22 protein-coding genes are annotated in these 22581 nt (G+C 49.2%); 2 read left to right on the forward strand and 20 right to left on the reverse strand.

The genetic code is table 11. The features are described from left to right. Nucleotides 1–55: 55 nt before the first annotated feature. The 3 genes from KXJ70_RS00520 to KXJ70_RS00530 are packed head-to-tail and all read right to left on the reverse strand — an operon-like array spanning nt 56 to nt 1438. Nucleotides 56–274 carry a YheU family protein gene (locus KXJ70_RS00520; protein ID WP_255558145.1) on the reverse strand — a complete coding sequence of 73 codons (219 nt, stop codon included), beginning with the start codon at nt 272–274 and terminating at the stop codon, nt 56–58. Further along, nucleotides 267–1088 carry a class I SAM-dependent methyltransferase gene (locus tag KXJ70_RS00525; protein ID WP_219041516.1) on the reverse strand — a complete coding sequence of 274 codons (822 nt, stop codon included), beginning with the start codon at nt 1086–1088 and terminating at the stop codon, nt 267–269. The genes KXJ70_RS00520 and KXJ70_RS00525 overlap by 8 nt, the downstream gene beginning before the upstream one ends. 32 nt (nt 1089–1120) lie before the next feature. Next, nucleotides 1121–1438: an MTH1187 family thiamine-binding protein gene (locus KXJ70_RS00530; protein WP_219041517.1), complete on the reverse strand. Its 318-nt coding sequence runs from the start codon at nt 1436–1438 to the stop codon at nt 1121–1123. A gap of 88 nt (nt 1439–1526) precedes the next feature. Between KXJ70_RS00530 and KXJ70_RS00535 the strand changes: the two genes are divergently transcribed. Next, nucleotides 1527–2042 (forward strand): glycine cleavage system transcriptional repressor, encoded by a 516-nt coding sequence (locus KXJ70_RS00535; protein ID WP_219041518.1) that lies wholly within the window; start codon nt 1527–1529, stop codon nt 2040–2042. Nucleotides 2043–2053: 11 nt separating this feature from the next. Here the strand turns inward: KXJ70_RS00535 and KXJ70_RS00540 are convergent, their stop codons facing one another. The 5 genes from KXJ70_RS00540 to prmB all read right to left on the reverse strand — a co-directional run bounded on the left by KXJ70_RS00540 (nt 2054) and on the right by prmB (nt 6069). Continuing rightward, complete coding sequence (locus KXJ70_RS00540; RefSeq protein WP_219041519.1) at nt 2054–2266, reverse strand: hypothetical protein; 213 nt, start codon at nt 2264–2266, stop codon at nt 2054–2056. A gap of 32 nt (nt 2267–2298) precedes the next feature. Then, nucleotides 2299–2730, reverse strand: a complete 432-nt coding sequence (locus KXJ70_RS00545) for a hypothetical protein (protein WP_219041520.1) — start codon at nt 2728–2730, stop codon at nt 2299–2301. Nucleotides 2731–2794: 64 nt separating this feature from the next. Continuing rightward, entirely contained in the window at nt 2795–3967 is a 1173-nt protein-coding gene (locus KXJ70_RS00550) for an MFS transporter (RefSeq protein WP_219041521.1), read from the reverse strand. 5 nt (nt 3968–3972) lie between these two features. After that, a complete protein-coding gene (gene aroC, locus KXJ70_RS00555) occupies nt 3973–5073 on the reverse strand; it encodes a chorismate synthase (RefSeq protein WP_219041522.1) in 1101 nt (366 codons plus the stop codon). A 78-nt stretch (nt 5074–5151) separates the two neighbouring features. Then, nucleotides 5152–6069 (reverse strand): 50S ribosomal protein L3 N(5)-glutamine methyltransferase, encoded by a 918-nt coding sequence (gene prmB / locus KXJ70_RS00560; protein WP_219041523.1) that lies wholly within the window; start codon nt 6067–6069, stop codon nt 5152–5154. Nucleotides 6070–6243: 174 nt separating this feature from the next. Here prmB and folE point away from each other — a divergent pair, with 174 nt between their 5' ends. Further along, entirely contained in the window at nt 6244–6786 is a 543-nt protein-coding gene (gene folE / locus KXJ70_RS00565; RefSeq protein ID WP_219041524.1) for a GTP cyclohydrolase I FolE, read from the forward strand. Between the two features lie 72 nt (nt 6787–6858). Here folE and KXJ70_RS00570 read toward each other — a convergent pair whose 3' ends face one another. The 12 genes from KXJ70_RS00570 to KXJ70_RS00625 all read right to left on the reverse strand — a co-directional run bounded on the left by KXJ70_RS00570 (nt 6859) and on the right by KXJ70_RS00625 (nt 22564). Next, complete coding sequence (locus tag KXJ70_RS00570; protein WP_219041525.1) at nt 6859–7725, reverse strand: alpha/beta hydrolase; 867 nt, start codon at nt 7723–7725, stop codon at nt 6859–6861. Continuing rightward, on the reverse strand, nt 7722–8201 hold the full coding sequence (locus tag KXJ70_RS00575) for a SixA phosphatase family protein (protein ID WP_219041526.1): 480 nt from the start codon (nt 8199–8201) through the stop codon (nt 7722–7724). Before KXJ70_RS00575 ends, KXJ70_RS00570 begins: the two co-directional genes overlap by 4 nt. A gap of 13 nt (nt 8202–8214) precedes the next feature. Beyond that, nucleotides 8215–9231: an NAD(P)H-dependent glycerol-3-phosphate dehydrogenase gene (locus KXJ70_RS00580; RefSeq protein WP_219041527.1), complete on the reverse strand. Its 1017-nt coding sequence runs from the start codon at nt 9229–9231 to the stop codon at nt 8215–8217. Nucleotides 9232–9329: 98 nt separating this feature from the next. Further along, nucleotides 9330–11234, reverse strand: coding sequence for a molecular chaperone HtpG (gene htpG, locus KXJ70_RS00585; RefSeq protein ID WP_219041528.1), 1905 nt, complete (start codon nt 11232–11234; stop codon nt 9330–9332). Nucleotides 11235–11318: 84 nt separating this feature from the next. Further along, nucleotides 11319–13010: an acyl-CoA dehydrogenase family protein gene (locus KXJ70_RS00590; RefSeq protein WP_219041529.1), complete on the reverse strand. Its 1692-nt coding sequence runs from the start codon at nt 13008–13010 to the stop codon at nt 11319–11321. 29 nt (nt 13011–13039) lie between these two features. Next, nucleotides 13040–13645, reverse strand: a complete 606-nt coding sequence (locus KXJ70_RS00595) for a TetR/AcrR family transcriptional regulator (protein WP_219041530.1) — start codon at nt 13643–13645, stop codon at nt 13040–13042. A gap of 132 nt (nt 13646–13777) precedes the next feature. Then, entirely contained in the window at nt 13778–14650 is an 873-nt protein-coding gene (sucD, locus tag KXJ70_RS00600) for a succinate--CoA ligase subunit alpha (RefSeq protein ID WP_219041531.1), read from the reverse strand. After that, nucleotides 14650–15816 carry an ADP-forming succinate--CoA ligase subunit beta gene (gene sucC / locus KXJ70_RS00605; RefSeq protein WP_219041532.1) on the reverse strand — a complete coding sequence of 389 codons (1167 nt, stop codon included), beginning with the start codon at nt 15814–15816 and terminating at the stop codon, nt 14650–14652. Before sucC ends, sucD begins: the two co-directional genes overlap by 1 nt. Nucleotides 15817–15956: 140 nt before the next feature. Next, nucleotides 15957–17393 (reverse strand): dihydrolipoyl dehydrogenase, encoded by a 1437-nt coding sequence (gene lpdA / locus KXJ70_RS00610; protein ID WP_219041533.1) that lies wholly within the window; start codon nt 17391–17393, stop codon nt 15957–15959. A 95-nt stretch (nt 17394–17488) separates the two neighbouring features. Continuing rightward, complete coding sequence (gene odhB, locus KXJ70_RS00615) at nt 17489–18688, reverse strand: 2-oxoglutarate dehydrogenase complex dihydrolipoyllysine-residue succinyltransferase (RefSeq protein WP_219041534.1); 1200 nt, start codon at nt 18686–18688, stop codon at nt 17489–17491. Between the two features lie 58 nt (nt 18689–18746). Next, nucleotides 18747–21581: a 2-oxoglutarate dehydrogenase E1 component gene (locus tag KXJ70_RS00620; RefSeq protein ID WP_219041535.1), complete on the reverse strand. Its 2835-nt coding sequence runs from the start codon at nt 21579–21581 to the stop codon at nt 18747–18749. Nucleotides 21582–21847: 266 nt separating this feature from the next. Then, on the reverse strand, nt 21848–22564 hold the full coding sequence (locus KXJ70_RS00625) for a succinate dehydrogenase iron-sulfur subunit (protein ID WP_219041536.1): 717 nt from the start codon (nt 22562–22564) through the stop codon (nt 21848–21850). Nucleotides 22565–22581: the final 17 nt, after the last annotated feature.

Raw genomic sequence — 22581 nt, forward strand, 5'->3', positions numbered from 1 at the left:
AACTCCAAAATTGTCATCGTTGTGCACAACACGGCGGTTTTCTGCGTTTATGTCGTTAGTCCTTAGCAATAACGCTCCAACTTTCAGTGTCTGGACTAAACACAATAATAGCCTTGTTGTTTTCCAAGGCCATGCGAAGTTGGCTTATTTTTTCCTCCTGGCTTATTTCTGTCTCGCCGTAATCAGTGCCGTCCCGGGTCACCATTTCCTCTAGCAGGCCTTGAAACGCATCCGCGCTCAGCTTCTGCCAGGGGATTTCAACATAATCACTCATGAACAGGTTTACCAAATTTAAGGGTCATTCGATCGCTTTCGCCAATCGCTAAATATTTTTCACGCTGCTGGTCGCCCAGTCGCAAGCTGGGAGGTAAAGTCCAGACACCTGCCGGATGATCGTGATTATCCTTGCTATTGGCATTAATTTCACTGCTATCAAGCAATAAAAACCCAGCGGATTCAGCCAGTGCAATAACCTGCTTTTCAGAGACATAGCCGCTCTTTATCATGGTTTGCAATGAGGCATCCGGATCTGCCCGATGCTCAACCACACCGAAGATACCGCCAGGCTTTAAGGCTTTATATGCGGCGGCAAAAACGTCCTCAGCGACACCTGACTTAAGCCAGTTGTGTACATTGCGAAAGGTAAGCACCTTATCAGCTGAGCCGGCTGGCGCGATATCTCGATACGCTGGCGGCTGCAGTGTGGTAACCACCACTTTTTGATATACCGCGGGATCTTTCGCCAGCTTGGCATCAAAGGCTGAGCGCGACTTATTGTAATAGCTCACATCACTATCTGTTGCAAAGTGTGCTGTGTAGAGCTTGCCGCAATCTTTAACAATCGGTGTCAGAATTTCGGTGTACCAACCCCCACCGGGCCATAACTCTACTACGGAGTCGCAGGGTTGAACGCCAAAGAAAAGCAGCGTTTGCAATGGGTGGCGATACTCATCGCGGAGGTGATTTTGCGCGCTGCGATGGTCTGCATCCAGCACTTCCGCCCACATCAAATCGTTCACCGCCGGTGCCGCGAAAACACTTCCAATACACAAAGACTGGACAAGCACTAGCATACCGATACGTTTCATTTTATTTCCCTTGGTTAACAAATTGCTCGCATTCACGGTGCCTGCTTGGCCAAATGAGCACGCACATGTTCGACTTTATCTGCAATAGTTTTAGTTTGTTCGCGATCAGATCGCGTTCCAATCTTTAACTGGCTTGACAGCCTAGGCGCCCCCATTTCGTGAAGGCGGACATGGCATCGCTTAACCGCTTCCATTACCACCTCCCACTCACCTTCTATATTGGTACCATAAGCGTGTAGTTGATGAGATAAACCCATATCGATGAGAATTAATTGGCATTCTACAATATACGGCGTCAATGATGTTTCAACCCCTAAGGGAGTAATACAAAAATCCACAATCACTTTCATGTCGAAGCCTCTGCCTTTCTATAGTATTACTCTGTTCGTCAGCTAAGACTATAATCTAACACCACCTACGCATAAAAAGGACGACACCGTGAACAACTCTCTTGTCTTTACCTTTTTGGGACTGGATCGCCCAGGACTGGTTGAACGTCTGGCCGACATTGTCGCTGACCACCAAGGCAACTGGCTAGAAAGCCGTATGACCCAGCTCGCCGGCCAATTTGCTGGCATTGCCCGAGTCACCGTTCCCGCAAGTGAGGTCGACGAACTCAGCAATGCGCTGCTAAGCCTTAACATTGAAGGCTTAACAATCAATATCCAACAAGGCCAGATACCGGCAGCTGGCGCCAAGCCAAAACTGTGTAAATTGCATATTCTAGGTAACGACCGCCCGGGAATTGTGCGCGAAGTCAGTCGCGCGCTAAAGCAACAACAAATCAACGTTGTCGAAATGAGCTCGAATATTACCAGCGCCCCAATGAGTGGCGATGCCTTATTTGAAGCCCACGTCAGCGCGGAAATGCCACAAGGATGTAATTTTGATGAGCTGGAAGAAAGCCTCGATACTATCGCGGATCAACTCAGTGTTGATATTGTTTTAAGCTAAAATAATGAACATTAGCCTTGAATCTTTTTCATTACAAAAACCAGCGCTGCGGCCAGCAGCGCTATAAACGTCACACCCAGCACACACAGTAAAAAATACTGCGCAATATCACGCCAGGGCACATCGAAACTCCAAACCGCTGAGCACACCAGCATAACTGTCGCCAATACCGCCAACACCGGTGTTCGATAGCGCTTGTACGCCTTTACATACTCATTTGCCACGTTGTGTTACCGTTTTAATGTACTTGTATCGCTTAGCTTAACGTATCTTCCCGAACCCACTCACAGCGCAGCTTTCCCGTACCCTGCCCCGGCACATGACATTCGTCTTCTGCCTGCCAAACAAAGGTGTGGGTGCCGCTGTAGGCCGTTTGCAGATGCACCGTTGCCGTCACCCAATACATCTTGTGAAGGACCTTCTCAAACTGCTGCAGCCAAGCATCCCATTCATGCTCTATTGCTTTGTAGGAGCTGCCAAAATGAATCACATCGGTCTGGCAATCGCCGAAATCTATGGCGGGTCGCGGTGCCGAAAACATTTCACGACACAGCAAAGGCCAGTCTTCAGACGCTGGCAAAGAGGCTGTCACCAACTGATTATTGTCCCTTCGCTCAGCGACGTCCTCTTTGCTGCGCGCATACAACATATCTGTGATACAACCGTAAACCACCGATTCCTGTGCCATAACACTACCTAAATAAGTATTTCCCAGCGAGTCTACAAAAGCTGCTCGTCATCGGCTAGTTATTTTAAGAATGCTCGGTGATCGCAGATTGTTCGTATAGCGGCGAGCGAAGATAGTGCCAGGCAATGGCAAAGGCGACTGCAGCTGCAAACGCGGCCACGGTAAAACACAAAACCCCGCTTAAGTCCCAAGCCCAGCCACTCAGAACGGCGCCAGCCGCGCCACCTAAACCAAAACTTAAGCCGCTATATAAGGCCATACCTTGGCCCTGATGACCGACAAAAGACCGCCTAATAATCTCGATGCTCGCCGCGTGATAACTACCAAAGCTGGCCGCGTGCAAGCACTGCGCAAAAATGAGTACCACGGGGTATTCGACAAAATAAGCAATTAACAACCAACGCAAACAAGACAAGCCCAAACTCCACAGCACAATATTGCGAAGGCTAAACGCCGCCAACACCCGGTGCATTCCGATAAAAAGGATTACTTCGGCAATCACGCCTAGCGACCACAAAACACCTATTGCGGACTTTGAATAATCCTGTACCTCAAGATAAATACTGAAGAATGTGTAGTACGGGCCGTGGGATAGCTGCAAAAAAAAGCTGATCGCAAAAAATGCCAGCACCGCGGGATGACGCAGAATAACCAATAGAGACGCGCGGGTTTGAGCCCCCCGCTGACTCCCATTTTTTTCAGAAACCAACAAGCTTGCGAGCCAAATACCGCTTAACAATGCGCTAATAAGATAGAGCAGATGAACAATAGGATGGGTATCTAACCACCACCCCACACCCAGAACCGCGACGATAAAACCGATGGAGCCCCACACTCGAATACGACTATAGCGCCCGTAACGCCCGGCGAGATGAGAAAGCGTCACCACATCAAACTGTGCTAGCACCGCATTCCAAAAAAAACTGTATGCCACCACAACAGCGGCCAACCACCAAAAATCCGAGCGGAGATACACGCCGCTGAATGCCACAATGCCGAAAAAAGCCCCATATCGAATAATCCGGCTTCGGTGACCGTAGTGATCAGCCAGCCATCCCCATAGGTTCGGCGCAACGATCTTAGTCGCCATCACCAGAGCCGACAAAACACCAATTTCTTCGGAGCTAAAACCTAGAGATTTAAGGTAAAGGGCCCAGTACGGCACCCAAGTTCCCAATAATGCAAAATAGCAAAAATAGAAACCCGACAAGCGCCAGTACGGCACCGAGGCAGACACACTAATTACGAGTTAGCAGCGGGAATGACTGGTGTTGTGGAATGCACATCGGCATTTTGTGCCCGATTGCGGAGCAAATGATCCATCAACACAATCGCAACCATCGCTTCAGCAATGGGAACCGCGCGAATACCCACACAAGGGTCATGACGACCAGTGGTGATGACTTCAACGGCATTGCCATCGATGTCTACCGTCTTGCCAGGCACGAGAATACTGGAGGTAGGTTTAAGCGCGAGATGGGCCACCAAATCTTGGCCACTGGAGATTCCACCAAGCACACCACCGGCGTTATTAGAGGTAAAACCGTCTGGCGTGAGCTCGTCGCGATGAAGGCTACCTAAAGCATCAACACAATCAAAGCCCGCGCCCAATTCAACACCTTTTACTGCATTTATGCCCATGAGTGCATGAGCGATGTCCGCATCCAGCCGATCGAACACAGGCTCACCCAAACCCACTGGCATACCGCTGGCGACAACGGTTAATTTTGCCCCCACAGAGTCACCGGATTTGCGCAATTTCTGCATATATTCTTCCATTTCCCCCACTTTACTTTCATCGGGACAAAAGAAGGGGTTGGTCTCCACCACACTCCAATCGACATTTTCCACAGCGATCGGGCCGAGCTGAGAAAGATAGCCCCGCACTTCAATTCCGCAGTGTGTTAGCAAATATTTTTTAGCGACCGCACCCGCAGCCACGCGCATGGCCGTTTCCCGCGCAGAGGAGCGACCGCCGCCTCGATAGTCGCGGGCGCCGTATTTTTGTTGATACGTGTAATCCGCGTGCATAGGGCGAAAACGATCCTTAATTTTACCGTAGTCTTTCGATCGCTGGTCGGTGTTTTCTATAAGTAAACCGATCGAGGTACCAGTGGTTTTTCCTTCAAAAACACCGGACAGAATTTTAACTACGTCATCCTCTCTGCGCTGAGTTGTATAGCGAGAGGTGCCTGGTTTGCGGCGATCTAAGTCCAGCTGCATATCCAGTTCGGAGAGCTCAATACCTGGTGGGCAGCCATCGATAATCGCCCCTAAGGCGAGACCGTGGCTCTCACCAAAGGTGGTTACCGTGAATAATTTACCGATGCTATTACCTGACATGAACCTTCCTGAATCGACTTTAATTAGCGCCACACTGCTGACGGATTATACGGCAAAACGACAAAGGCCGTCAGAACCTCATGCAAAACTGTCTGCATATTCAAGCAATTGCTCGCGAGTCATGACAAAGACCCCGTGCCCTCCGCGCTCAAATTCCAGCCACATAAAGGGTACGTTCGGAAAAGCCTCGTCCAAGGCCACGCAGCTATTCCCCACCTCGACTATCAATACGCCGCCGACATTTAGGTGATCTGCGGCATAACGCAAGATTTGCCGAGTAATATCTAAACCGTCAGGCCCAGATGCTAAGCCTAGCGCTGGTTCGCGGTGATACTCCATGGGCATATCCGCAAGGTCTTCGGCATCGACATAAGGCGGGTTGCTGACAATTAAGTCATAGCGTTCACCGGCCAGCCATTCAAAAACATCTGACTGCACAGCGCGAACGCGGTCAGAGAGCTCGTGGCGAGCAATATTTATATCGGCGACATTAATGGCATCAAGAGAGATATCGGCCAAATCAACACTGGCATCTTCAAATTGATAGGCGCAAGCAATACCAATACAACCGCTGCCGGAACAAAGATCAAGGATTCGCTGCGGGTAAATACCAGACAGCCAAGGCTCAAAATCCTGCGCAATTAATTCTGCAATTGGCGATCTCGGCACCAATACTCGCTCATCAACGTAAAAGGATAGCCCTGCAAACCACGCCTCTCGCGTTAAGTAAGCTGCGGGAACGCGCTCAGTAATCCGGCGCTCTAACAGCGACAGAATTGATTCTCGCTCGGCAATAGTTAAGCGGGCATCCAACAGTTCTGCCTCAAAATCGAACGGCAAATTTAAAACATGTGAAACCAAAACCCGAGATTCGTCGTAAGCGTTATCTGTTCCGTGGCCAAAAAACAAACCTGCGCGCCCGAATTCACTGACACCCCAGCGAAGGTAGTCGCGGATGCTAACTAGTTCATTGGTAATATTGTTTACTTGGCTCACGACGATACCCAAAAAATGTAAAACGTAATTTTACACTAGCTAAACAAAGAATCCTGCACTGTTTTAATATGAGTAAAAGCAGCCGCATAAAACAACAGCTATGTTCAAGATCGTTTGGAAACTCACGGCGGGTTTGCTACCATTCCAGCCCCGATAACGCATGAAGGATAAACAGTGGAAAAGGCGTTTGCAGATATTATTAAAAAAATCGGCGAAGATCCGACCCGTGACGGTTTGATAGATACGCCGACTAGAGCAGCAAAGGCGTTTGAGTTCCTGACCGAAGGCTATCGTCGCAATGTAAAAGACGTTGTCAACGATGCCCTATTCGAGTCTGACTGCAATGAAATGGTGGTGGTATCAGATATCGAACTCTATTCCCTGTGCGAACATCACTTGCTTCCCTTTATTGGCAAATGCCACGTTGCGTATATCCCGCGCGGCAAAGTGCTCGGCTTGTCGAAAGTAGCTCGCATCGTCGATTTGTACGCTCGACGCCTGCAAATCCAAGAGGGTCTCACTACCCAAATTGCGAATACGATGATGGACGTCACTGGCGCAGAAGGTGTCGGCGTTATCATTGAAGCCCGCCATATGTGCATGATGATGCGCGGTGTGGAAAAGCAAAACTCGGTGATGCGCACCAGTGCAATGCTCGGCGCCTTTAAAGACAATCAAGCGACTCGCACCGAATTCTTATCTCTTATCAGCATGTAAATGTATCCGCACCAGACGCTATCAGCTCGAATTAGCAACTGGTGTGGATTGTTATCGTGAAAGCCACTTATTTTACGAGCTTTTAGCCCCGATAAAATCCTTAATCCACGCTACCATTTGTACCGATTGCGCTTCCATATGGCAGTGATGCTGACCTTCAATTTCTTTAACAACGAAACGCTTTGTGATATCGAAGGGCCATTTTGGCAACCATTGCCCCAAGCCCTGTTTGGCGGAAATCAGCAGCGCCGGTGACGAAATCGCATCCAGTGCCGCCTGCAACTGGCCAAGGCTTAACTTTACAGGGGAAGCAAATTTCAATCGTCTATCACTGCGCCAATAATAGCGACCGTCGTCTGTCTTTACGCTAGCTCGCTCTACAATTAAAGCGGCGGCTTTGGCCGTCATTGGCGTCGCCCTTATCCTCGCCGCGACCGCCGCCTCAAAACTAGCGTGCCCCTTGTCACCGCGCGGGGATTTGCTATCCGCAAAATCAGTGATATACCTGCCCAATTGCAGCGGAAAGTTGCTATCGGGTTCTGGCGGTGGCAGTAAACCATCTATACAAATCAGATGGCTCACCCTGTCCGGCAGCGTGGCGCTAAGCAGGGTCGAGATATTGGCACCGCGGGAATGACCAATAACAGAAAACTCAGACCAGCCCATTTGATCTACGACGGCGGTAATAACGCGCAAGTCATCCCAAATCGCATAATTTCCAGACGCTGGCTTGTGATCGCTTAAACCGTGACCAGGTAAATCGATGGCCAACACCTGAAAATCTGTCAATTGGGCGGCAATGCAATCAAAGCTAGCCGCGTTGTCCAACCAACCGTGCAAGGCTATAACGGGGAGTCGCGCATCGTCGCCCCACAATTTTGCCGCAATGTTTAAACCTTCAACATTGAAACGTTTTTCACATGCCAAACGAACACTCATCGCCCGTTATGATCGTAATTAGGATAGTGACGAAGCCATTCTAAATTGCCGCAACCCTGCGCAAATACCTCTGCGCTGATAAGGGCCATACTCGCCGGCTGCATACCCCAGTAGCTTTTATTGGCACCGCCATGCCAAGAGGCAATGATATTGCTCAACAGAGGGTTGTGCGACACCACCATTAGTCGCTCGCCGCGAAACGTAGCCAACATTGCTTCTAATTCTGACTGCGGGGTGTCTGGCGTTAATGACGATTTCAATCTTGGTCGCAGCTGCCATTCGCGATTTAAAATCGCGGCGGTTTGAACCGCGCGCTTGTATGGACTCACCCAAAGCTCGTCGGGTCGCCAGGAACTGGCTGCTATCCAGTCCGCCGCTGCATTAACTTCTTGTTCACCACCCGCGGTTAGTTCACGCTCGATATCTGTTTTGGTATCCCACGAGGCTGAACCGTGGCGTATTAACAAAATTTCCATATTACCTATTACATTACTTAATGATGAACTCTACATCGCGGTTTTGCTCAGCACACATCATCGTGCCAATGACCTCGCTGACTTTACGACCATTGTAAATAATATCGTAGAGACCATTTACCAAAGGCATATAAATCCCTAAGGCTTCCGACTGCTCTTTCATTAATCTAAGGGTATTTACGCCCTCGGCAACCTGCCCCAGACTTTCAACCACCTCATTGAGATCACGCCCCTGCCCCAATTCATAGCCAACGCGGTAATTTCGGCTCAGTGGCGACGTGCAGGTGACAAATAAATCGCCGACTCCAGCCAGACCTAAGAATGTCAGTGGATCGGCGCCTTTCATCACTGCGTAGCGACTCATTTCGGCCAAACTGCGGGTCACGAGCATACTGATCGTATTGTGACCACAACCCATAGCAGCCGCCATACCCGCGGTTATTGCGTATACGTTTTTCAGCGCACCAGCCAACTCCACGCCGTACATGTCACTGCCGGCGTAAACTCGAAAGTATGAGCACTGCAAAATATCCTGAACGACGCTACCCACTTCCGGATCTGCGCTTGCAATTACGGTGCCTGTAATCATTCTGGCAGCTAATTCTTTAGCGAGATTAGGACCGCTCATCACGCCTAAACGAACCTGAGGCAGTTCCTCTTTTAGCACCTCGCTCATGAGTTTATTGGTATCGAACTCTATACCTTTGGTGGTGCTAACCAAAATTGTGCCAGGCGCGAGGTAATCGGCGAGCTGGCGCGCAACTTCGCGGCTGGATTTACTTGGTATCGAGAAAAAAACCGCATCACAAGCCGCGACTGCCTCCTTAAGATCTGAACTAGCCCTTAGGGCGGGATTAAGCTGTATACCCGGCAAGTAAACTTCATTTGTGTGTAGCTCATTGACTTCGTCTACACGTGCAACGGTTCTCATCCACTGGCAGGTATCATGTCCATTATCCGCCATGATGTTAGCTATTGCAGTGCCAAAGCTGCCACCACCAATAATCGCAACCTTATATTGTTTTCCCATACTAGACTTAACCCCTGTCTTATTTACTGGGAGTTTATCACTGCTACACCGGACTAAAACAAAAAAGGCGGCTTTCGCCGCCTTTTACTACAAATAAATTATGCACTTAACTCAAGCAAGAGCTTGTTTAACTTGTGAACGTAGCTAGCCGGATCTTCTAGCTGCGCACCCTCCGCCAAATGAGCCTGATCGAACAAGACGTCTACCAAATCAGCGAAACGATCTTCATCACTTTCTTGATCCAGTTTCTGCACAAGCGGATGAGCAGGATTTAGCTCAAAAATAGGTTTGCTCGGTGGCAGCGCCTGCCCAGCAGCTTCCATCATTCGGCGCATTTGCGCCCCCATATCGTCTTCAGTGACAACTAAACACGCGGGGGACTCGGTTAGACGACTAGTGACTCGCACTGTCTCTACTTTTTCAGCCAGGACTTTATTCACTCGCTCGACCAGATCCTTGTGCTCCTCTGCGAGTACTTCCTGTGCCTTTTTCTCTTCCTCATCTTCCAAATCGCCGAGATCCAGTTCGCCGCGACCTACGTCTAGGAAAGACTTGCCATCAAACTCCGCTAAATGGTTCATCAACCAATCGTCTACGCGCTCGGAAAGTAACAACACTTCGATGCCCTTCTTACGGAACACTTCCAAGTGCGGGCTGCTTGACGCTGTCTTATGACTCTCGCCGGCAACATAGTAAATTTTAGTCTGACCTTCCTTCATGCGCGCCACATAATCTTCAAGTGAGTGCGTTTGTTCAGATTTATTGTCAAAAGTGGTCGCAAAACGCAATAACTTGGCGATTTTTTCTTTATTAGTGAAATCTTCCGCAGGGCCTTCTTTCAGCACTTGACCAAAGGCTTTCCAAAACTGCTGGTATTTCTCAACATCACTTTTTGCCAATTTGCTAAGCATATCAAGCACGCGCTTAGTCAAGGCACTCTTCATCGCGTCGACAGCGGGGTCTTGCTGCAGTATTTCTCGAGATACATTTAAAGATAAGTCATTTGAATCAATAACGCCTTTCACAAAGCGCAAATACAAGGGCAAGAACTGCTCAGCGTCGTCCATGATAAAGGTGCGCTGAACGTATAATTTCAGTCCACGCGCAGCATCGCGATTCCATAAGTCCATCGGCGCTTGGCCAGGTAAGTACAGCAAGCTCGTGTACTCTAATTTCCCTTCAACTTTGTTATGACTCCAGTGCAGGGCCGGGCTAAAGCCATGGCTGACGTGCTTGTAGAACGCTTGATACTCTTCGTCAGTCACTTCACTGCGAGAGCGTGTCCACAGTGCAGTTGCACTGTTTACCGACTCAAAACTCGGCTCCGCTTGCTCTTCACCCTCTTTGGCCTTAGGCGGAGTATTCAGCATTTGCACAGGAATACTAATATGGTCGGAATATTTTTTAATGATGGAGCGAACGCGCCAATCGTCTGCAAACTCGCTATCTTCGGGACGCAGATGGAGTACAACCGTGGTACCACGATCAAGCTTTTCGCACTCCTCTACGGAGAAATCCGCTTCGCCAGTAGATTCCCAATGGGTGGCAGATGACGCCGTGTCACCAGCGCGACGGGTAAACACCTCAACGCGCTCTGCAACAATAAATGCCGAGTAAAAACCAACACCAAATTGGCCAATTAACTGAGAATCTTTTTTGCCATCGCCACTGAGATTCTTAAGGAATTCAGCAGTACCTGAGCGCGCAATGGTACCTAAATTGGCAATAACCTCATCGCGTGACATGCCAATACCGTTGTCACTAATGGATAGCGTATTACCTTCCTTATCAAGGGTAACGCGAACTCGAAGATCGGGATCATTTTCAAACAACGCACTATCGGATAGTGCTTCATAGCGTAATTTATCAGCGGCGTCAGAGGCGTTTGATACCAGCTCTCTAAGAAAGATTTCTTTATTGCTATACATTGAGTGAATCATTAACTGCAGCATTTGTTTTGCTTCAGTTTGAAAACCCAGAGTTTCTTTTTCTGCTGTCGACATTGTTGCTACCTTTCTTCAAAAAAATTAAGTGTGGCCACAGCTTCTGTGGTCAGTGTCTATAAGATGGGGCCATCACTTTTTTTTTCAAGACTCAGCGCAATCAAACTCTGGAAGCACCCTTGATAAAATCATGTGTACGTCGACACCTTCAGGCAAACAGCCGTAAACAGCCTGGCCACCACTCAAACGTGAGCGAACAAAGGCGTCCACAACCGGCTGCGGGGCAGATTGCACCAATAGTGCCGCTTGCATCGTCAATGCTAACTGCTCAATCAAATAGCGCGCCCGAAACTCGAGGCTTCCCGGTTTATTGAAGAAAGTTTGCAGCCGCTCTACTGCAGCGTCTAGCAAGGGATAGCTGCCTGCGGATTTAGCCATCTCCTTAAACCAACGCTCCAGCACCGCGGGCGTTTTTTGGAGGGCCCGTAGCACATCTAATGCTTGTATATTGCCCGAACCTTCCCAGATGGCATTAATCGGGGCCTCGCGGTATAGACGCGGCATAATGCAATTTTCAATAACGCCGTTCCCCCCCAAACACTCCATAGCCTCATAAGCGTGGCCGGGAGTGCGTTTACATATCCAAAACTTGCCAACCGCCGTACCTAGGCGCATTAATAGTTGTTCGCTCGGATCATCCGCGTTATCAAGCGCCTTCGCCATGCGCATAGTCAGGGCAAGCGAGCCCTCAACCTCAAGCTGTAGATCCGCTAAGACATTCTGCATTAAAGGCTGATCTATCAAGCGCGCGCCGAATGATGAGCGCTGTTGAGCGTGATTAACGGCTTGGGCAACCGCTTGGCGCTGCCCTGCCGTTGAGCCAACCATGCAATCAAAGCGCGTCAGCGACACCATTTCGATAATCGCCGATACCCCGCGCCCTTCGTCGCCAACCATCCAACCGTGGGCCTGACGCAACTCTACTTCTGACGAGGCGTTAGAGACATTACCCATTTTATTTTTAAGGCGCTGAACGTAAAGCCCATTCTTGGTGCCATCTTCACGCCAACGCGGCACTAAAAAGCAACTCAGGCCACCCTGAGCCTGCGCCAGCATCAAAAAGGCATCGCACATTGGCGCCGATAAAAACCATTTGTGACCGCTTATTGTGTACAAGGCACCATTGCCCGAAGCAGTGATCGGCTCTGCCACGGTGGTGTTCGCACGCACGTCTGAGCCACCCTGCTTCTCGGTCATCCCCATGCCAATGGTGACAGCACTCTTTTCAAAATACGGGACATTGTCAGGCTGATATTTGTTAGCAAGTATTTTCGGCAGCCATGTTGCAGCCAATGCCGGGCTTAACTTTATCGTTGGAACCGATGCGAAGGTCATCGTTAACGGGCAGCCGTGCCCCGCTTCTACCTGCGCCTGCATATAGCTAAGTGCAGCGCGCTTTAGGTGTGCATTTTTAACGCCATCGCGCCAGGGACCGGAGTGAATCCCATTGCTAAGCGCCAATTCCATTAGGCTATGGTAAGCGGGATGGAATTTAACGAGATCGACGCGCCTGCCGAAACGATCGTGAGTATCGAACTGCGGTTTATTCTCATTAGCGTCAAAGCCCCATGCAATCACTTCAGCTTCACCACAACGGGCACCGTGGGCAACAAGGCTCTCGGTATCTTCAACGCCATAGTGATGAAGGGCTTCTTGAAGAGCGATATCGCTTTTATACAAATTGTAATTTTCCAAGGCAGAGGACTGGTTAAATACCTCGTGAGTTTCACCACTTGTACTTTCAATATGCTCAGCATGCTTTTGTATAAGCGACATACGCCCTCCTCATTGAATATAATTTTGTACTAGGGTTTATATAAAACCCCAACTGCTCTTAAACAAAACTCTCGCAACGCGACTATTGTAAGTGAGTCGCAGCTAGGATGATCCAATGGCCCTAATAGGCTCTCTGCCATTGCGCCAACTAAGGCAGCGGCAGATAAGGACGGAGTCTGCGATACCAATACACCACTATCTACGCCCTCAGCGATCACCGCTTCGAAAAGTGCGGAATAGGCTTTTCGATATTCTAGGCGCGCCAGATCTACTGCCGGATCAACAGGTTCGGCGATTAATGCCCATGCTAGTTTCGGCGCGGCAAATGCGCGCTGGGCAAATACTTCAGCGGCATCCGCGAGACGCACTGCAACCGATAACTCAGCTGACAAGGCGAGCTTGACTGCCTCGAGCTCTCGAATCGTTGCACGTCTAAACACCTCGGTGCTCAATTCATCTTTATTGTTAAAGTAGCGATACACAGTGCCGACACCAACACCCGCCTTTGAGGCGACAGCTTGGATGGTGAGAGCGGCAAACCCGCCCTCCCTCACCAAGGATTCTGCTGCACGAAGCAAACCCGACTTTTGCGCAAGCTTGCGCTGTTTTACCATCGGTGTTTCGCGATATGCCATATAGACTCCCTAAGACGCTAAAGAAGTGAATCATGATTCACTTCTTTAATCAAGACTCAGCTAATTGATTATGTCTGCCCTTAAACGCAAAAAGGCGGCCGAAGCCGCCTTTTCTAACAATACCAACTGAACTTACCAGCCGGTAATTTCTTTCAGCGCTTTGCCGATATCCGCCAGCGAGCGAACAGTTTTAACACCAGCGTCTTGCAGTGCCGCAAACTTCTCGTCAGCAGTACCTTTACCACCAGAGATAATCGCGCCAGCATGGCCCATGCGCTTACCAGCAGGTGCGGTAACACCAGCAATGTAAGATACAACAGGCTTGGTCACGTTTGCTTTGATGTACGCAGCAGCTTCTTCTTCAGCAGTACCACCAATCTCACCGATCATCACAATCGCTTCGGTTTGTGGATCATTCTGGAACATTTCCAAAATGTCGATGAAGCTTGAACCAGGAATCGGATCACCACCGATACCTACGCAAGTAGACTGACCAAAACCATAGTCAGTAGTCTGCTTAACTGCTTCATAGGTCAAAGTACCTGAACGAGATACGATGCCCACTTTACCTGGCAAATGAATATGACCAGGCATAATGCCAATCTTAGACTCACCTGGAGTGATAACACCTGGGCAGTTTGGTCCGATCAGACGCACACCCATCTCATCGCACTTCACTTTACATTCCAGCATATCCAGCGTTGGAATGCCTTCGGTGATACAAACAATCAGTTTGATACCGGAAGTGGCTGCTTCAAGGATAGAGTCTTTACAAAATGCGGCGGGAACGTAAATTACTGAAGCTTCTGCACCAGTAGCATTAACCGCATCGGCAACAGTATTAAATACTGGCAAGCCCAAATGTTCTTGACCACCTTTGCCCGGCGTTACACCACCGACCATTTTTGTACCATAAGCGATGGCTTGCTCAGAGTGAAAAGTACCCTGTGCGCCGGTGAAGCCTTGGCAAATAACTTTAGTATCTTTGTTAAGTAAAACGCTCATTATTTACCCTCCGCTGCTTTAACGACTGTTTCAGCCGCTTCAGTGAGGCTGTTAGCAGCGATAATGTTCAGGCCGCTTTCTGCAAGAATCTTGGAGCCAACATCTGCATTGTTACCTTCTAGGCGAACAACAACAGGGATCTTAACGCCCACTTCTTGTACTGCACCGATGATACCGTCTGCGATCAAATCACAGCGTACGATACCGCCAAAAATATTTACCAGAACCGCTTTCACGCTGTCGTCTGACAAAATAATTTTGAATGCTTCAGAAACACGCTCTTTAGTTGCACCACCACCTACATCGAGAAAGTTGGCAGGAGCGCCACCGTGCAATTTAACGATATCCATGGTGCCCATCGCCAAGCCAGCGCCGTTTACCATGCAGCCGATGTTGCCATCTAGCGCGACATAGTTAAGTTCAAAGCTCGCAGCGTGCGCTTCACGTGCATCTTCCTGTGAAGGATCATGCATTTTTTTCAATTCAGGATGGCGATACATTGCATTGCTATCAACAACCAGTTTGGCGTCTAGGCAGTGCAAATTACCTTCACTGGTAATAACCAGCGGGTTGATTTCCATCAACGCAAGGTCTTTGTCTTGGAACAATTTAGCCAAGCCCAAGAAAATATTTACAAACTGCTTAACCTGAGTTGGGTTTAAACCCAATTTGAACGCCAGTTCGCGACCTTGGTATGGCTGAGCGCCAGTCATCGGATCGATAATTGCCTTGAGAATCTTCTCTGGAGTCTCTTCTGCAACTTTCTCGATCTCAACACCACCTTCGGTAGATGCCATGAAAACGATACGACGTGAAGAGCGGTCTACAACCGCGCCCAAATACAACTCTTGATCAATGTCAGTGCACGACTCAACTAAGATTTTAGAGACGGGCTGACCATGTTCATCTGTCTGATAAGTTACCAGGTTTTTACCTAGCCACTTTTCAGCAAATGCCTTGATCTCTTCTTTGCTGCTAACTAGCTTAACGCCGCCAGCTTTGCCTCGGCCACCAGCGTGAACTTGGGCTTTAACTACCCATTTGTCGCCGCCAATTTTATCAGCTGCTGCTGCAGCTTCTTCCGGGGTATCACAGGCATATCCTGTAGAAACAGGTAGCCCGTATTCAGCAAACAACTGTTTGCCCTGGTACTCGTGAAGGTTCATGTTGGAATTACCATCTCGGTCTGTGGAAGTGTTAAGCGAGTTAGATCCTGTCAGTGACTTGGCCCGCTCCCTCTGCACATTGCAGTAACAACGCGAAATCGGGATGCGTATTTTCCCGAATTTCGCGCACTACCGCAAATCTATTTACGCTTCTTGCGATTCGGCATGTGTATAGCCTGTCCATTTACCGCTAACGCGGCCTCATGAACAGCTTCAGACAGCGTTGGATGACCAAATACAGTCAAGCCAATATCTTCCGCTGAAGAGCCAAATTCCATAGCGATAACAATTTGTTGCACTAAATCCGCTGCACTGGCACCGATAATATGGCAACCAAGAATACGGTCAGTCTCTTCGTGGGCGAGCATTTTAACCATGCCCGTTGAGTCATTTGCAGCTACAGCTCGGCCGATAGCCGCAAATGGGAAAGTACCGACTTTATACGGAACACCCTCTGCTTTCAGCTGCTCTTCGGTTTTACCTACGCCGGCGATCTCTGGGTGAGTATAAATCACCGAAGGGATGCAATCGTAGTTCATCGTGACTTTGTGACCAGCAATACACTCTACCACCATCACGCCCTCTTCAGACCCCTTGTGGGCGAGCATTGGGCCACGAACCACGTCACCTATAGCGAATACGCCAGCGGCATCGGTTTTGCAGTGATCGTCAACAAAGATAAAACCGCGCTCATCAAGATTAACACCACAATCAGGGGCAAGTAGACCATTGCTCATGGGCTTACGACCAACGCACACAATCAACTTATCAAAGATTTCGGTTTTCTCTTCGTCGTTGTGGGTATAACTTACTTCAACTTTACCCTTGGCAGTGTTGGTCGCAGTAACGCGTGCACCCAAACGAATATCTAAGCCTTGCTTCTTAAAGACTTTTGCCGCTTCTTTTGCAATTTGGCTATCTACAATAGGCAGGAAAGTGTCCAAAGCTTCTAGTAGCACTACTTCACTACCTAAACGGGACCAAACGCTACCCAACTCTAAACCGATAACCCCAGCGCCAATTACACCAAGCTTGGCAGGCACGCTTTGAAACTCCAACGCACCTGTAGAGTCAACGATAATGTCTTGATCTACCGGCGCCGGAGGAATTGCCACCGGGATAGATCCAGTAGCGATAATAATGTTCTCCGCTTCGAGAATGCTCGTGCTGCCGTCAGCGGCGGTCACTTCTACTTTTTTACCAGCAAGTACCTTGCCTAAGCCTTCAATAGAGGTAACGCCATTTGCTTGGAAAAGGCCTCCGATACCACCAATCATTTGCGCAACGACAGCATCTTTGCGCTTGATCATTGCGGGCACATCAATCGTTACGTCCCCAGTGCCAATACCATGATCAGCAAAGTTGTCCTTCGCTTCATGATATTTGTAACTGCTATCGAGCAGGGCTTTAGAGGGAATACATCCCACATTTAAGCAGGTGCCACCCAAGGCCAATTTGTCACTTTTGTTACGCGCCTTTTCTACGCAGGCGGTTTTCAAACCTAGCTGCGCTGCGCGAATCGCGGCAACATAACCCGCTGGGCCAGAACCAATTACTACCACATCAAATTTCGACATTTCCACTTCCCGTTCTGTCGTTTGCAGCAGGTAAGCCTACCTTCCGCCAACCACTGCTGAAAAATACACGCGCCGGCGTATTCCGGCGCACTCAATTAAACTTCTAGCAAAATACGCGCTGGATCTTCAATTAAGTCTTTAATCGCTACTAGAAATTGCACCGCGTCTTTACCATCGACCAAGCGGTGATCGTAAGACAGCGCCAAGTACATCATCGGCAAAATAACAACTTCGCCATTTACCGCCATTGGGCGATCCTGGATTTTATGCATTCCCAAAATGGCAGTTTGCGGCGGGTTTAGAATTGGCGTTGACAGCAAGGAACCGAACACACCACCGTTGGTGATAGTAAACGTACCGCCTGTCATATCTTCCATGCTTAGCTTGCCATCTTTAGCGCGCAAGCCGTATTCGCGGATCTTCTCTTCAATTTTAGCCATGCTCATGTTTTCAGCATCGCGAAGTACCGGAACAACCAAACCTTTCTCAGTTGATACCGCTACACCGACATCCTGATAGCCGTGATAAACCACATCATCGCCGTCAATAGATGCGTTTACCGCGGGGAAACGCTTCAGCGATTCACAGGCCGCTTTCACGAAGAAGCCCATAAAGCCCAAGCGGGTGCCGTTGTGCGATTTTTCAAACAAATCTTTATATTGATTGCGCAAATCCATAATCGGCTTCATGTTGACTTCGTTAAATGTCGTCAACATCGCAGTCGTGTGCGTCGCCTCCAGAAGACGCTCGGCAATACGCTTGCGCAAGCGCGTCATTGGCACGCGCTTTTCAACTCGCTCACCGGCAGGCACATCTACCGCTGGCGCAGTGGCAGGTGCTGGCGCCGGTTTCGCAGCGGGTGCCGCGGCAGGCTTAGGCTTATACGCAGCAACGTCTTCTTTAGTAATAACGCCGCCCTTGCCAGTACCGGTAACAGCGGCCGCATCAATGCCTTTTTCATCTAACATTTTACGCGCTGCGGGACTGATCTTGAGATCGGCTGCGGCAGCCGGTGCGGTAGCTTCTTCCGCTGGCTCAGCAGAAACGCTTGCTGATGCACCCTCCTCAAACAAGGCAACGACCTCATCGCTTAGAACCGTATCGCCTTCGCCTTTTATAATTTCTTTCAATACGCCGTCCGCAGGCGCCACAACTTCAAGAACCACTTTATCCGTTTCAATATCTACCAAGGGTTCATCACGGGTCACCGCTTCGCCGACTTTCTTATGCCATGTTGCAATAGAACCGTCTGCTACTGATTCCGGAAATGTTGGCGCTTTGATTTCAGTACTCATCACTCTTCCTGTCATTAAATTCGCTGTACGAGACAGTCTTTATAAGTTGATTAAAACCTTAAAGTTTTAATGCCTGTTTAATAAATTTCTCTTGCTGTTCAAGGTGCAAAGCCATGTATCCAGCTGCAGGTGATGCAGAAGGCTCACGCCCCACATAACCCAACAAAAGGTTTTTCTCCGGCTTAAAGCTGCGAATCACTCGGGTCATACGGTGGCGACTGTTATACCAAGCACCTTGGTTGCGCGGCTCTTCCTGACACCAAACCACCTTCTTGAGGTTTGGATAACCCGCAATCGCATTGCGCAAATCGTCATAAGGGAATGGATATACTTGCTCTAGACGAACAATGGCTACCGAGTCTTTACTATGCTCACGACGAGCTGCTCGCAAGTCGTAGTAGACTTTACCGCTGCACAAAATCATCCGCGTGACTTTAGACTTATCGATATCGTCGGTCTCGTCGATCACATTCTGGAAATGACCTTCGGTTAATTCCTCAATGCTTGAAACGGCCTCTTTATGACGAAGCAAGCTCTTCGGCGACATTACCACCAGTGGGCGGCGCAGAGGCCGAATCGCCTGACGGCGCAGCATATGGTAAACCTGCGCAGGCGTCGACGGGATACACACTTGAATATTGTGCTCAGCACAAAGCTGCAAGAAACGCTCTAAGCGAGCAGACGAATGCTCTGGTCCCTGCCCTTCATAGCCGTGTGGCAGCAACATGGTAAGTCCACACAGACGCCCCCACTTCAATTCACCACTGCTAATAAACTGGTCAATAACAACTTGGGCACCGTTGGCAAAGTCACCAAACTGCGCTTCCCAAATTACTAGGGAGTCTGGCTGAGTGGTCGAATATCCATACTCGAACGCAAGTACTGCCTCTTCCGATAACAAGGAGTCGAAAATAGAAAAGCTAGGTTGATCTGCAGCCATATTCTGCAGTGGAACATACCGGCTCGCATCGCTCTGGCTATGCAGCACTGCATGACGATGCGAAAAAGTACCGCGACCGACATCCTGGCCGGTTAGGCGTACTTTATGACCTTGCTTTAGCAGTGACCCATACGCCAAAACTTCGGCAAAGCCCCAGTTTATCGGCATAGCGCCAGCAGCCATCTTGCGACGGTCTTCATAAATCTTGGCCACCTGACGCTGTACGACAATACCTTCTGGTACCGCATTGACGAGGTCGGCTGTTTCTTTTAACAATTTGGGATCGATTGTGGTATCACCGGCAACATCCCAAGCGTGACCAAGATAAGGCGTCCAATCAACAAACAGTTCAGTATTTGGCTGCATCACTAGACTTTTGGCAACGTGCTCACCGTTATCAAGTGCCTGACGATAATCGTCAGCCATTTTATCGGCTAAGTCTTTAGTTACAGCCCCCTCTTCAAGTAATTTATTAACATACAGCTCGCGTGTTGTTTTTTGCTTGCTGATCTTGCTATACATCAATGGCTGTGTGCCCGAGGGCTCATCAGCTTCATTGTGACCACGGCGGCGATAGCAGATAAGGTCGACAACGACGTCTTTCTTAAACTCTTGACGGAAATCTGCAGCCAACTGACTGACAAACAATACCGCTTCAGGGTCATCACCATTAACATGGAATATCGGCGCCTGAACCATTTTTGCTACATCGGTACAGTATTCAGTCGAACGCGCATCTTCTTGCAGACTAGTGGTAAAACCAACCTGATTATTGATAACAATATGAACCGTGCCACCCGTTTTGTACGCACGGGTTTGAGACATTTGAAATGTCTCCATCACCACGCCTTGACCGGCAAATGCTGCATCGCCGTGCAATACAATGGGGACAACCTTGTCGCCAATTGGGTCGTTTCGGCGATCCTGTCTCGCTCGCACCGAACCCTCTACCACCGGCGAAACGATTTCTAAATGCGATGGGTTAAACGCCAAGGCCAAGTGAACTTCGCCGCCTGGGGTCATCACATTAGACGAGAAGCCTTGGTGGTATTTAACGTCTGCTGAGCCTTGGTATTTAACTTTACCTTCAAACTCGTCAAATAATTCAGCGGGGCTTTTGCCCAGGATATTAACCAGTAAGTTTAAACGGCCGCGGTGAGCCATTCCGATAACCATTTCTTTTGCGCCGTAAGAACCAGCACGCTGGATAATGGCATCCATCATCGGGATTAAGCTTTCTCCACCCTCAAGACCAAAGCGTTTGGTACCTGGGTATTTGGAGCCAAGCGATTTCTCCAAGCCCTCCGCAGCGGTTAAGCGCTCCAGCAAATGGGTGCGCACCTCTAGCCCGTACTGCGGCTGAGACCGAACGCTCTCCATGCGCTGCTGAATCCAGGTGCGCTCGCGGGTATCCACGATATGCATAAACTCTGCGCCGACCGAGCGACAATAAGTCGAACGCAAGGCATTGTAGATTTCTTTTAAGGTCGCCTGGTCTTTGCCAATATAGAGACTGCCAGTTTGGAAAGTAGTGTCAAAATCGGCTTCAGTCAGCTGGTGATACTGGAGCTCAAGATCGGGGACCCGTGCGCGCTGCCACAAACCCAATGGATCGAGTTCTGCCTCCTGATGACCACGCTGCCGATAGGCACTGACCAACTGAATAACTCTTACCTGCTTGCGCTCGTGAACACTAATATCGCTGCTCACTGGACCGCTATACCGAATAGGCGTCTTCGCTAATTGCGCAAAATGATCGCGAATCGGCGAGTGAGGGATATCGTGAGTGGTTTTTTCGCTTACGCGGGGTAACTGTTGAAAATAATCACGCCATTCGTCGGAAACGGCATTGGGATCTGTGAGGTAGGCTTCATACAACTCTTCTACGTAAGTCGCATTGCCGCCAGATATATGTGAGCTCTTCCATAAAAGCTCCATTGAGTTTTTCTGCATTCCTGTCCACCTAAAAATAAGGGAAGTGGCAGTTCGAATGATTCTGGCCCGATAAGGCCTTCCTCACCCTGTGTAGTCCAGCGACATCAGTGTACGCCGCAGAACCGACTCTCACCACAGGGAACGTTTCTTCCCTCTTATACGCTTTAACGCTCATATAGTGCCGGTAAGCACCGAGTTGTATTTTATTTGGCGCTGCTCGTAAGCAGCGCCAGAGGACTAACTATACGCAGAGTTTTATAGCTCGGCCAAAGCCGAGGGAATACTTAAGTTGCTCTGCTTAGCAACATATTCCGAATATGTCCGATTGCCTTTGTAGGGTTTAAACCTTTCGGGCAAACATTGACGCAGTTTTGAATACCGTGGCAACGGAAAACACTGAATGGATCATCAAGATCACTCAAGCGCTCCTCAGTCGCGGTATCCCGACTGTCGGCCAAAAAGCGATAAGCCTGTAACAAGCCACTTGGACCAATAAAACGATCAGGGTTCCACCAGAAAGACGGGCAAGCCGTTGAACAGCATGCACAAAGAATGCACTCGTACAAACCATCCAATTTCTCGCGCTCTTCAGGGGACTGAAGGCGCTCGATCGCGGGAGCCGGCGTGTCGTTTAGCAAGAATGGCTTAATCTTCTCATACTGCTTGTAGAAAAGACTCATGTCGATAACGAGGTCACGAATTACCGGCAAACCAGGCAGCGGACGCAATACTAATTTATTGCCACCTTTGCCATTTTTTAGCGCTTCGGAAATCGGCGTAATACAGGCCAAGCCATTTTTGCCATTGATATTCATACCGTCTGAGCCACATACACCCTCACGGCACGAGCGGCGGTAAGCCAAAGAAGGATCGCTGCCTTTCAACAACTCGAGAACATCTAATACCATCAAGTCTTTGCCTGCGGTATCAAGCTCCACTTCCTGCATGTACGGTTCCTGATCAGTTTCAGGATTGTAACGATAGAGACTAACTTTCAACATATTCGTTTTCCCCTGAA

Origin of the sequence: Zhongshania aquimaris (assembly GCF_019312595.1) — a bacterium.
GTDB classification, from domain to species: Bacteria; Pseudomonadota; Gammaproteobacteria; order Pseudomonadales; family Spongiibacteraceae; genus Spongiibacter; species Spongiibacter aquimaris.